Below are 12340 nucleotides of genomic sequence, written 5' to 3' on the forward strand. Positions count from 1 at the left end.
GGCCGCGTCCCAGGCGTCGCGGTCAGGATACTCACCCAGGCGCACGGTGAAGGACGGAATACCGGCGTCGGCGGCGATCTTGGCGGCCCGGCAGTCGCGGTCCACGCCGACCGCGACCACCCGGGCGGGATAATCGCCGACGGCGGCCTCAAGCAGAGAGTTCAGCAGCGATCCGGTTCCGGAGGCCAGCACGACAACCCGAGCCGGGAGGCTGGGGGGCTGGATCGGATCTGGCACGGCGGTCAGCCTAGCCGGACGACGATGCGCGCGAAGCGCGAGGAGGAGCCGGCCAGTTGACCTAGCCGGACGACGATGCGCGCCAAGCGCGAGGAGGAGCCGGCCAGTTGACCTAGCCGGAGTGACCCTCGTTCTCGGACTCGAGATCAGCGTCGACGAACATCAGGTCCTCGACGTCCTCGGCATCCGGTGCAGGTTTGACCGGGGGCGGCGGGGTCGGATCACGTTCGGGCTCGGATTCCGGCAGCACCAAGGACTCGGTGATGGGCTCAGCGTCGACCTCGTCAACAACGTCGGCCACATCGACCACATCGGGCTCGTCGACCTTGTCGGGCTCGTCGACCTTGTCGGCCTCGCTCATCACGTCGGGCTCGTCGACCACGGCAACCGATGCCGGCCGCTTCGGCCGGGGGCGGAGGCCGCCGGCCATCATGACCGTCATCCCGCCGATCAGGAAGAACCAGATGAACGCTCCCGGGGCGAACGTGGCCTGATCCACTCCGACCGATCCGAAGTTGCCCAACGCCCCGCCACCGGCGAATCCCAGCAGCGCCAGGCTCACGGCCGCCAGTGCTGACGCCACCGCGAGCTTGGCCACCGCGGTCGGCAGCGGTGCGGGTTTGAGCGCACACTGCTGGCCCAGGGCGACACCGGCGGCGGCTCCGACGATCAGCAGCGCCACCCACACCGGGCCGAGCGGGGGCGTCGGCGCGGCGGCCAGGATTGGTAGGGCCGGGATGTCGCCGCCGAACACCGTGAAGGCGCTGAAGGTGGCGAACCCGATATGCGCGCTGGAGCCGACGGCCACCGCGGCGGCTCCCACCACCACGTTGGGCAGGTAGAGCAGCGACAGCAGCGCCAGGCTCAGCTGCCCGAAGAATGAATCGGTGATGCCGAAAAGCTCATGCATGGTCCCCCAGTGCAGAACCAGCGAGGCCGCGACCACCGCGCAGGACAACGCCAGCAGCGTGAACACTCCGATGACCGCGGGGCGCACGGTGTCGGTCAGCCAGCCCGGCAGCCCGAGCGTGTCCAGCGCGCGCGGCACCACCGCGGGACCGACACCGATCAGCGCGCCCAGACCATGCACAGCGAGCACCCAGCAGAACGCGCCCAGCGCATTGGGGGTCTGCAGCACAGTGAGCACCGAGGCGGCGTCGTGAACCACAGCCAGCGACACCGCCGCGATCAGTAGTGGTCCGCCCAGAGCCGACGCCACGATCCAGCGGATGACGAACCATGATCCCTGCGGCGGGGTGATCTGCGCGGTGGTGCGGGCGGTGCCCCAGACCATTGCCGCCGCCGGAACCAGGGGAAGCACACCCAGCTGCTGTCCGGCGATCGATATCGGAACCAGATGCGTGGCCAGCCACATACTGGCCACCGCACCGAGCGTTCCGGTCAGATCGCTGTTGGCGACGACCAGCTGAACCAGCACGATGGCCGCGATGACGGCGAGCGCTACAAGGGATGGCCCGAATGCAACTCGGACCAGGTCACGGGACTGTGGTGTACCCGCAGGTGTCTGAAACCTGTTCGCCAAGGCGAGTGTTCAGTTGCGCCCGGTCAGGACTGCGCCGAGCCGGAACCCGGGCCCTGAGCGGAACCCGGGGACGGCTCGGTGGCCGACGGTTGGGCAGGCGCGGACGCCGAAGGCGGACCGAAGCCGGGGAAGCCGGTCGGCGGGGTCGGCGGCGCGTCAGCCTCCTGCGCACCGAATCCACCTGTCGGGTAGCTGCCGTACTGCGCCGGGTAACCGGGCCGCTGCAACTGCTGGCTCCCGGACTGGTTGTAGTAGCCACCGGGCGGCGGTCCGTACTGGCCGTACTGCTCGTAGCGCGGCCGGGGCGCGGGCGCGCTCAGCACACCCGACTCGAACAGCAGCGCGGTGACCGCGGCGGCCGCCTGGAAGACGGTGAACAACAGCACCAGCCACAGCGCCCAGCCGATGGAGAAACCGTTGGGGCGATTGATGATCTGGCCGATCACCAGCAGCACACCGAGAACCGCGGCGACCGCGACGATCGGGGTGTAATTCTTGGCCTTGGGCAGCAGGCTGACGGCGGCCAGCAGAGCAGCCGTCAGCGCCGCGATGGTCCAGTAGCTCAGTCCGCTGGCGGTGAAGGAGGCGCCGCCGAAGGGCCCGATGTCGGCGTTGATCTTGAGCAGCGGTCCGAAGCTGGCGAGGTATGCAGCCAAACCCAGGCCCGCCCCGGCGCCGGCCAGCAGGCTCGGCAATCTACTGGGTCCGGCCGGCGCGGCCTGATACGACGGCGCACTCGCGGGACCGTAACCGCCGGGTTGCTGCGGTGCCGGGTATCCCGGGTTGGTCGGCGGGTAAGTCATTGCCTCTCCTATGCCTGATAGCGGACCTGCGTCCGACCCCAACGCTAGCGCACCCGAGGGTTGCGACCGCTGAAGCCGCCGCCCGGGCAGGCCAGCGAAATCTGCGTGAGGGTCGCGATCACATCGAGCCCTCAACCATGGGGGCGAAATCACGCCGCCCGGGCGGGGAGTTGCCCGGCGCACTAGAACACGTTCTAATTCTGGCATGGACTACGGACTCGTTCTGTTCACCAGTGACCGGGGCATCACCCCGGCTGCGGCCGCGAAACTGGCCGATGACCACGGATTCACCACCTTTTATGTGCCCGAACACACCCACATCCCGGTCAAGCGGGACGCCGCGCACCCGACCACCGGGGACGAGACCCTGCCCGACGACCGGTATATGCGCACCCTGGACCCCTGGGTGAGTCTCGGCACGGCCTGCTCGGTCACCTCCCGGGTGCGGCTGTCTACCGCGGTGGCGCTGCCGGTCGAACATGATCCGATCAGCCTGGCGAAAACGATTGCCACCCTTGATCATCTGTCTGGGGGCCGGGTCAGCCTGGGCGTCGGGTTCGGATGGAACACCGACGAACTGACCGACCACAACGTTCCGCCGAAACGCCGGCGCACGATGTTGCGCGAGTACATCGAGGCGATGCGGGAGTTGTGGACCAAGGAGGAGGCCGCCTACGAGGGCGAGTTCGTCAACTTCGGTCCGAGTTGGGCCTGGCCCAAGCCGGTGCAGTCCCATATCCCCGTCCTCGTCGGCGCGGCCGGTACCGAGAAGAACTTCACGTGGATCGCCAAGTCGGCGGATGGCTGGATCACCACCCCTCGTGATTTCGACATCGACGCACCCGTCCGGATGTTGCAGGACATCTGGGCCGCGGCCGACCGCGAAGGTGCGCCGAGCATCGTCGCACTGGACTTCAAACCCGTGCCGGAGAAACTGGAGCACTGGAAGAACATCGGCGTCACCGAGGTGTTGTTCGGCCTGCCGGACAAGTCCACCGAAGAGGTCGGCGGCTATGTCGAGCGGTTGGCGGGCAAGCTCGCCGGGCTGGGGCTGTAGAACCGGCGCTAAGCCGGCACGGCCCGGTTCTTCTCGCCGTCGCAGCGCACCCGGATCCGGGCGCCGAGCGGTTCACCGTCGGTCAGTAACGACACCAGATCTACATCATCGGTCACCGCCATGAACCGACTGTTATCGGACTTCATGCGTCCGACGATGATCCCGGTTCGCACCGGCCAGTCGTAACGAACGGTGTAGGTCTCGATGACGGCGTCACCGTCGGCCTGCTCCATAATCGGCACCACCGGTCCATCTGCAACCTGCCGGCACAGCCGAGCACTTGCGTCGGACTTCCACGGTGCGGCCGCGGTCGAGTAGATCCCCACCGAGTACTTGCTCATCACACCGCCGTTGGCAGCCACCAAGCCGAATTCTCCAGGCACGGAACGCATTGCGGTGACCGTCTCAGCAATCGCATGGAGCGAATAGCTGTTGCCCGGGCCGCCGAAGTACGGCAGACCGCCGGTGAGGGTGAGACCGCGGGGGTCATCGGTGGACAGTCCCAATCCGTCACAGAAGTTGAAAACCGGGACCGGGAAGCAGCTGTAGAGGTCCAGTGTCGCGACGTCGTCGATGCCGACGCCGGCGACTGACAGCGCCTCACGAACCGCCAGTACCGAGGCTGCGTTGTAGGAGAGGTCTTCGCGATCCAGCAGCGGCTGATCCACCAGATCTGCATGCCCACGCAGATAAACCCACTTCTCCTCGGGTACACCGAGCCGGCGGGCGGCCGCCACCGACATGAGCAGCACCGCCGCACCCTGATTCACCTGATCCCGCGCAACCAGCAGTCGCGGGTAGGGGTCGCAGATCATCCGGTTGTCGTCGGTGACGGTGATCAGCTCGTCGACGGTGCGCTGCGCAGGCGCCGACGAGAAGGGGTTGCCGGCGGCCACCGTCGTGAACGGTGCGAACAACTCGCCCATCGCGCGCCGATAGTCAGCTCGGCTCAGCCCGACCCGGCCCCGGCGGGCATTCTCGAGCAACCCGTACTGCGCGGGCGCACCGACCAATCCGTGGGCCACCGTGTAGTCGCTGAACAACCCCTCGTAGCCATAGCCGCGATCCTCCAGTTGACCGTCGACGGTCTCGGAGTGATCGGGCTTGTCCGATCCGGTCTGACCGGCCTTGGCGACGGACCCCTTGGCGAAGGACCGAAGTGTGGAACCGTTCTCGGAACCGATCACGAGTACGACGTCGGCCGCGCCCGCCGCTATCGCGCCGGCGAACTCGGTGACGACATGCTGGGGGCCCTGACCGCCGATGGGTTCCAGTACCGCGCGCCCCGGTTCCGCGCCGATACGCCGGGCCACCGAACGCGGGTAGTTGGTGGAACACCCCAGCGGCGCCATCCCGCGCCCGGAGATCTCGAACTGTCGGATCCCGACGACGGTGTCGATCACCGCGGCGACTGCGCCGGGGTCGACCCCGGTGTCAGCCAGTGCCGACGCGGCAGCCTCGGTTGCCAACTCGACCGAGGACATGCCGCGATATCCGGAGTCCTCCCGACGTTCGGTGAACTGACCGACGCCGACCAGTACCGGAGTGCTGGGGTCCACCGCCCCGGTCACAGGCTCTTGAAGATCTCCCGGGCCAGCGCGGCGGTGGCCGACGGCGTCTTACCCACCCTCACCCCGGCAGCCTCGAGCGCCTCCTGCTTGGCAGCGGCGGTGCCCGACGAGCCGGACACGATGGCACCGGCGTGGCCCATCGTCTTGCCCTCCGGCGCGGTGAAGCCTGCCACGTAGCCGACGACCGGCTTGGTGACATTGGCCTTGATGTAGTCGGCGGCCCGCTCCTCGGCGTCGCCGCCGATCTCGCCGATCATCACGATCAGCTTTGTCTCCGGGTCCTTTTCGAACGCTGCGATGGCGTCGATGTGAGTGGTACCGATGACCGGGTCACCGCCGATGCCGATGGCGGTGGAGAAGCCGAGATCGCGCAACTCGAACATCATCTGATAGGTCAGCGTGCCCGACTTGGACACCAGACCGATCGGCCCCTTGCCGGTGATGGTTGCCGGAGTGATACCGACCAACGCCTCACCCGGTGTGATGATGCCGGGACAGTTCGGGCCGATGATGCGGGTTTTGAGACCGCGTTCGACGTTGTAGGCCCACGCATATGCGGTGTCCTGCACCGGAATTCCCTCAGTGATGACGACCACCAGTGGAATCTCGGCGTCGATAGCCTCGATGATGGCGTCCTTGGAGAAGGCCGGCGGCACGAAGGCGATGGAAACATCGGCCCCGGTGGCTTCCATCGCCTCGGCGACGCTGCCGAACACCGGCAGCTCAATGTCCTTGCCGCTCTTGTCTTTATGGGCGACGGTGGTGCCGGCCTTGCGCGCATTGACGCCGCCGACCACCTGGGTGCCGGCCTTGAGCATCAGGGCGGTGTGCTTGGTCGCCTCCCCGCCGGTGATGCCCTGGACGATGACCTTGGAGTCCTTGTTCACAAAGATCGACACGGCTCAGGCGTCCTTTCCAGCGGCGAAAGCGAGTTCGGCGGCCTTGTCGGCGCCGGAATCCATGGTGTCGGCCACCACTACGAGCGGATGGTTGGCCTCGGCGAGAATCCGTCGGCCTTCTTCGACGTTGTTGCCGTCGAGCCGCACGACGAGCGGCTTGTTGGCGTCCTTGCCGAGCATCTGCAGCGCCTTGACGATGCCGTTGGCGACCGCGTCGCAGGACGTGATGCCGCCGAAGACGTTGACGAACACGCTCTTGACCTGCTTGTCGTTGAGGATGACGTCGAGTCCGGCGGCCATCACCTCGGCCGAGGCTCCGCCACCGATGTCGAGGAAGTTGGCCGGCTTGACCCCGCCGTGGTTCTCCCCCGCATAGGCGACCACGTCCAGCGTCGACATGACCAGGCCGGCGCCGTTACCGATGACGCCGACGGAACCGTCGAGCTTGACGTAGTTGAGGTCGTGCTTCTTGGCCTTGAGTTCGAGGGGGTCGGTGGTTTCGGTGTCCTCGAATTGGGCGTGGTCGGGATGGCGGAACCCGGCGTTCTCGTCGAGGGTGACCTTGCCGTCCAGCGCCAGGATCCGGTCGTCGGGTGTGCGGACCAGCGGGTTGACCTCGACCAGGGTGGCGTCCTCGCCGACGAAGACGTCCCACAGCTTGGCGATGGTGACAGCGGCGGCGTCGAGAACCTCGGCCGGCAGGTGGCCCCGCTCAGCGATCGAGCGGGCGAACGCCAGGTCAACGCCCTTGACGGCATCGACCGGCACCTTGGCCAGCCTTTCCGGCTTGGTGGCGGCGACCTCTTCGATCTCCATGCCGCCCTCCACCGAGCACATCGCCAGGTAGGTGCGGTTGGCGCGATCGAGCAGGAAGGAGATGTAGTACTCCTCGGCGATATCGCTGGCCTCGGCGACCAGCAGTTTCTTGACGATATGTCCCTTGATGTCCAGGCCCAGGATGGCCTTGGCGTGGGTGTAGGCGTCCTCCGGTGTGGCGGCATACTTCACGCCACCGGCCTTACCTCGTCCACCCGTCTTGACCTGCGCTTTCACCATGACCGGCCGGCCGATTTCCTCGGCGATGGCCTTGGCCTCCTCGGCCGATTCGGTGACCCGGCCGGGGGTGCTGGGTACGTGGTGCTTGGCGAACACTTCCTTCGCCTGATATTCGTAAAGGTCCATTGGCTCCCTGTCCGTGTGCTGGGTCCGTAGGGGTTCGTTGACGGTGACGGTCCGCTGCGAACTTTAACGACTACCCGCCGAGGGCGTTGAGGCGCATCCCACCTCGCGGAACGCGGGTGATTCAAGTCACAATCGGCGGGCTCACCCGCGACCGGGTTGCCAGCTTGGTCACATTTTGGTTACCGTCATGCGGTCCAGATAACGCTTTGGTCACGACGCGAGGACTTGGTTTTGACGCAGCTGAGGTCGACTCCCACCGTGGAGACGCCTGTTTCAGGCGATGTGAGCGATCTGGATGTCATGCGTGACGTCGAGGATTTCACCCCCCTGCTGACCGCGGAGATCAAGCCGGTCAAGCCGCGCGCCGAGCGCCCGATGTTCAACAGCTCCGAAGTCACCGACATTCTGCCGCGCACCCCGATGCATCGCAGGCAGCCGACCAGCGCAGCGCGCGGCCGGGTACTCATCGCGGCGATGGCCGCCGGTGCCGCCGCGGCCGCCGCCTACACAATGGTCAACCCCCACACCCAGATCGCGACCACCCGCACCGTGCTGGCCGCGGAGAAGGCGCCGATGGACGGCGCTCCGGCCGCTGATCTGCGTGGCGCCGAGGTGATCTCGGTCAAGCCCGCCGCGTACGCCTCGGTACATGCCGAGGAGCTCGCCAAGGCCGCCGCCTACGCCGCCGAGCGTGCCGAGCGCGAGGCCCGGTTGCAGCGGCCGCTGTTCGTTCTCCCGACCCGCGGCATCTTCACCTCAGGCTTCGGTTACCGCTGGGGCGCACTCCATGACGGCGTCGATCTGGCCGGCCCGATCGGTACGCCGATCTACGCCGCCTCCGACGGCATCGTCAAGGCGTCCGGTCCCACCAACTCCGGCTATGGCGCCTGGGTCCTGATCACGCACTCCGATGGCACCGTGACCCGCTACGGCCATGTCAACAGCTGGTCCGTCCAGGTCGGCCAGCGCGTGTTCGCCGGTGACCAGATCGCCACGATCGGCAACCGTGGCAACTCCACCGGGCCGCACCTGCACTTCTCGGTCCTGCTCGGCGGCGGCAACGCCACCGACCCGGTGTCCTGGCTGGCCGCCCGCGGCGTTTCCCTGGGTGCCTACGTCGGCTGATCCGCCACTTCAGAGCTTCTGCACCGGGGCGTGGTTGTGCATGAGTTTGACCCGCCCGGCCGTCCCGAAGTCGATCAGCGACATCGCCGCCTCCCCCATTCCGGAGACCTCCTCGACCCGGCCGAGACCGTACTTGTCGTGGTTCACCCGGTCGCCGGGTTCCAGTACGACCAGCGCCCGGCGCGCACCGCTGCGCATCGGGGAGGGGCGTCCGCTCTCGGCCACGGAGCCGAACCGTCCGGACACCGGTGCGCTGAAGCCCTGTCCGGTGCTCCCCTGCCTGGAATCAGTATCGGTGCGCCGCCAGTCGATGAGGGCGTCGGGTATCTCGCGAAGGAAGCGTGACTCGGGGTTGAGCATGGGCTGCCCCCATGACGAGCGGACCTTCGCCCGCGACAGGTACAGCCGCTGCCGCGCACGGGTTATCCCGACGTAGGCCAGTCGGCGTTCCTCGCTCAGCTCAGTCGGATCGCCGAGAGCCCGCATATGCGGGAACATCCCGTCCTCCCACCCGGTGACGAACACCACGGGGAACTCCAGTCCCTTAGCGGTGTGCAGCGTCATCAGCGTGACCACGCCCGCGTCGTTCTCCGGTATGTCGTCGGAGTCGGCGACCAATGACACCCGTTCCAGGAATTCGGCCAGCACCCCGGTCTGCGGGACGTCATCGTCTGCGTCTTGGGTGTCACCGTCCTGCGCGAGCGCGGCGGCGTTGGCCCGGTCGATGCTGAATTCGTGTGCGACGCTTACCAGTTCGTTCAGGTTGTCCAGCCGGGCGAGGTCCTGCGGGTCATTGGAGGACTCCAGTTCCCTGCGGTAGCCGGTGCGGTCCAGCACGGCTTCGACCAGATCGCCCAGTTCGTCATCGAGACGACCGCGGAGTTCGTCGAGCAGTTGTACGAAACCTGCGATGGCCTTCTCTGACCGGGTGTTGAGCATCGGCACCTTGCCCTCGGCCGCGGCAGTCAGCGAGTCGGCGAAGGTGGCGCCGGTGTTCTCCGCGTAGACGGCCACACACGCCTCGGCGCGGTCACCGATACCCCGGCGGGGGGTGTTGAGGACGCGACGAAGGCTGACGGTGTCACCGGGGTTGTCCAGCACCCGCAGATAAGCGACGATGTCGCGAATCTCCTTGCGCTCGTAAAACCGAACACCACCGACCACCTTGTAGGGGATGCCGGCCCGGATGAACACCTCTTCCACCGACCGCGACGAGTTGTTGGTGCGGTAGAACACCGCGACGTCGTTATAGGTGTAGTCAGATCCGTCGGCGAGACTTTCGATCTCGGTCGCGACGAACCGTGCCTCGTCGTGTTCGTTGTCGGCCACGTATCCGACGATCAGCTCGCCGTCGCCGGCGTCGGTCCACAACCGCTTCTCCCGGCGCCCGGAGTTGTAGGCGATCACCGCGTTGGCCGCCGACAGAATGTTCTGGGTCGAGCGGTAGTTCTGCTCGAGCATGATCGTGGCGGCATCGGGGAAGTCGCGCTCGAAATCCTCGATATTGCGAATGGTCGCGCCGCGGAAGGCGTAGATCGACTGATCGGCGTCGCCGACCACACACAGCTGTGACGGCGCCACCGTGTCGGTGTCGGCAGCGCCGGAACCCACGAGTTCCCGGACCAGGACGTACTGGGCATGGTTGGTGTCCTGGTACTCGTCGACCAGGATGTGCCGGAACCGGCGGCGGTAGTACTGCGCGATCTCCGGGTGGCGTTGCAGCACAGCGACGGTTTCACCGATCAGGTCGTCGAAGTCCAGCGCGTTGGCGCCCCGCAGCCTGCGCTGGTATTCGGCGTAGACCTCGGCGGTTATCCGGGTCAGGTCGTCGCAGCCCGGCTCCAGGTCGGCGGCCGCCTGCTCCGGGGTGGTCAGCTCGTTCTTGAGGTTGGAGATCGCGTTGGCCAGCACCCGCGGCGAATAGCGCTTGACGTCCAGGCCCATGTCCTTGCCGATCATCAGCAGCAGGCGGCGGGAATCGTCGGCGTCGTAGATCGAGAAGTTGGAGTTGCGCCCGGACAGCAGCGCGGCCTGGTTGCGCAGGATCCGCACGCAGGTGGAGTGGAAGGTCGAGACCCACATGTTCCGGGCGCGCGGGCCGACCAGTTGGGATACCCGCTCGCGCATCTCCGCGGCGGCCTTGTTGGTGAAGGTGATGGCCAGGATCTGTCCGGGACCGACGTCGCGGGCGGCCAGCAGATAGGCGATCCGGCGGGTGAGCACCGCGGTCTTACCCGAGCCGGCTCCGGCGACGATAAGCAGCGGGGCGCCCTCGTGCAGGACGGCACGGCGCTGCTGGGGATTGAGACCCTCGAGCAGATCGTCAGGACCCCCGGGGGCTCGCAAATCGCTCACCTGCACGCTCATATCGGTCCCAACCTACCGCCGTCCGGGGACAGCCCTTTGCGAAGGCGCGCCACCTGGTGGCAGACTCCCGATGTGCAGACACGGCGATTTTTCCACGGGTACCGCTTCGCGGTGCCCGCGGAGGCCTAGCTGCTCGTATTCACCAGAGCCCCGCGGTCCGCATCGGCGATCCGGGGCTCGTTTCTTGTGTGAGGCCCGGATCGGATGACACCAGAACCCCCACACCAGGAGAACGACGACATGACTGCAGAAGAACTCACCGAATCGGGTATCGACGCCCTGCGCTCGGAGATCGACCAGCTCGACGCCACGATCCTGGCGGCGGTGAAGCGGCGCACTGAGATCTCCCAGCAGATCGGCAAGGTCCGGATGGCCTCCGGCGGTACCCGTCTGGTGCACAGCCGCGAAATGAAGGTCATCGAGCGCTACAGCGAGCCTCTCGGCGCCGACGGCAAGGATCTGGCCATGCTGCTGCTGCGGATGGGGCGCGGCCGGCTGGGGCATTCCTGACCGCCCATACAGTCGGAGCCGGACACCGGATCAACGCCAACTCCCTGGGCAACTCCCATGAGGATTGCTGCGAAAACCCTGGAGAGCAACCCACTTCGGGATATCCTCCCAAACCGGGCGAGCCCATGTAACCCGATGCCGAGGAGATCCGCCGTGGCGGCCAGTGTTGTTGAGCAGTCGCAGTCCGAGCGTCGTGAATTCTCCCCGGGCCCCGGCCGGCGGCGGCCGCTCCCGGTTGTGCTCTGGCTTCAGGCCGGTGCTGCCGCTGCAGCCGCCGGTATCGCTCTGGCAGCAGCCCCCACGGCGACCGCTGACGATACTGGTGCTTCAGCGACATCCGGTTCGGCTTCACCGGAGCGATCCACCGCGGCGCACGGCGGTGCCCAGCGCGGGTCCGCCGCCGTATCGCGGCGCGGTGCCGCGCCCGCACGCTCCAACTCGACTCCCGCCGGGACAGCCGACACCAACCCGAAGCCGCCGCCATCGAGAGCGCACCCGGCGGCAGCGCGAGCAGTGCGAGTCGCGGCACCAGTCGCCAATCCCGTCCTGGACACCGCACCAGCCGCGTCCCCGCTCCTCGTTCCGGTCAACACAACTGCGGCCGCCACCGCTGCGACCGACATCCGGCTCGCGGTCTTCGGAGACGCCGGAAACTCCTACACCAACGGCACCAATTTCTACTACTCGCCCGGCGGCTACAAGCGCAAGGACACCGGGGCCAGCGGCCCGCAGCAGCAGGCCGTGGCGGAGATGATGCGCAGCTGGAATCCCAGCGACGTCATCCAACTCGGCGACGAGTCCTACAACTCGGCCTCCACCACGATGCTGGATTACAACATCGGCCAGTACTACAACAACTGGATCGCCCCCTACACCCCACCGGCCTACACCCAGCCCGGGTCCATCTATACCGACGGCACCCTCGGTGGGGTCCCCGCCTCACCGGGCAAGACCCAGTGGCCCTACAACCTCTACAACTTCCCCAACGGCTTTCCCAACCCCGCCGATCCCACCAAGCCCGGCGGCAGCCCCGACGGCGTGAACCA

The 12340-nt window shown here is 67.1% G+C and carries 9 protein-coding genes and 2 pseudogenes; 4 read left to right on the forward strand and 7 right to left on the reverse strand.

The annotated features are described in order from the left end of the window. The 3 genes and pseudogenes from ACR2JI_RS09000 to ACR2JI_RS09010 all read right to left on the reverse strand — a co-directional run. Nucleotides 1–237 (reverse strand): annotated as a pseudogene (locus ACR2JI_RS09000) (phosphoribosylglycinamide formyltransferase); the annotation flags it as partial. A 112-nt stretch (nucleotides 238–349) separates the two neighbouring features. Beyond that, entirely contained in the window at nucleotides 350–1780 is a 1431-nt protein-coding gene (locus ACR2JI_RS09005) for a cell division protein PerM (protein ID WP_526389737.1), read from the reverse strand. Between the two features lie 23 nt (nucleotides 1781–1803). Then, nucleotides 1804–2583 (reverse strand): DUF5336 domain-containing protein, encoded by a 780-nt coding sequence (locus ACR2JI_RS09010; protein ID WP_526389738.1) that lies wholly within the window; start codon nucleotides 2581–2583, stop codon nucleotides 1804–1806. A gap of 205 nt (nucleotides 2584–2788) precedes the next feature. On the opposite strand from ACR2JI_RS09010, the gene ACR2JI_RS09015 reads away from it, so the two are divergent. Then, nucleotides 2789–3640 (forward strand): LLM class F420-dependent oxidoreductase, encoded by an 852-nt coding sequence (locus ACR2JI_RS09015; protein ID WP_526389739.1) that lies wholly within the window; start codon nucleotides 2789–2791, stop codon nucleotides 3638–3640. A gap of 8 nt (nucleotides 3641–3648) precedes the next feature. Here the strand turns inward: ACR2JI_RS09015 and ACR2JI_RS09020 are convergent, their stop codons facing one another. Genes ACR2JI_RS09020 through sucC form a run of 3 tightly spaced genes read right to left on the reverse strand, consistent with a single transcriptional unit; the run spans nucleotide 3649 to nucleotide 7292 of the window. Then, complete coding sequence (locus tag ACR2JI_RS09020; RefSeq protein ID WP_526389740.1) at nucleotides 3649–5211, reverse strand: acetyl-CoA acetyltransferase; 1563 nt, start codon at nucleotides 5209–5211, stop codon at nucleotides 3649–3651. Further along, entirely contained in the window at nucleotides 5208–6110 is a 903-nt protein-coding gene (gene sucD / locus ACR2JI_RS09025) for a succinate--CoA ligase subunit alpha (protein WP_526389741.1), read from the reverse strand. The genes ACR2JI_RS09020 and sucD overlap by 4 nt, the downstream gene beginning before the upstream one ends. 3 nt (nucleotides 6111–6113) lie before the next feature. Continuing rightward, the gene (gene sucC, locus ACR2JI_RS09030; protein WP_526389742.1) at nucleotides 6114–7292 is read right to left on the reverse strand and encodes an ADP-forming succinate--CoA ligase subunit beta; all 1179 of its coding nucleotides are present in this window, start codon (nucleotides 7290–7292) and stop codon (nucleotides 6114–6116) included. Between the two features lie 282 nt (nucleotides 7293–7574). Here sucC and ACR2JI_RS09035 point away from each other — a divergent pair, with 282 nt between their 5' ends. After that, nucleotides 7575–8417, forward strand: a complete 843-nt coding sequence (locus ACR2JI_RS09035) for a M23 family metallopeptidase (protein ID WP_526389743.1) — start codon at nucleotides 7575–7577, stop codon at nucleotides 8415–8417. A gap of 9 nt (nucleotides 8418–8426) precedes the next feature. Here the strand turns inward: ACR2JI_RS09035 and pcrA are convergent, their stop codons facing one another. Next, nucleotides 8427–10784 (reverse strand): DNA helicase PcrA, encoded by a 2358-nt coding sequence (pcrA, locus tag ACR2JI_RS09040; RefSeq protein ID WP_526389744.1) that lies wholly within the window; start codon nucleotides 10782–10784, stop codon nucleotides 8427–8429. A 204-nt stretch (nucleotides 10785–10988) separates the two neighbouring features. Here pcrA and ACR2JI_RS09045 point away from each other — a divergent pair, with 204 nt between their 5' ends. Beyond that, the gene (locus ACR2JI_RS09045) at nucleotides 10989–11294 is read left to right on the forward strand and encodes a chorismate mutase (protein WP_526389745.1); all 306 of its coding nucleotides are present in this window, start codon (nucleotides 10989–10991) and stop codon (nucleotides 11292–11294) included. Nucleotides 11295–11447: 153 nt separating this feature from the next. Beyond that, nucleotides 11448–12340: pseudogene (locus ACR2JI_RS09050) on the forward strand (hypothetical protein); the annotation flags it as partial.

This window comes from Mycobacterium sp., from assembly GCF_051006775.1.
GTDB lineage: Bacteria > Actinomycetota > Actinomycetes > Mycobacteriales > Mycobacteriaceae > Mycobacterium.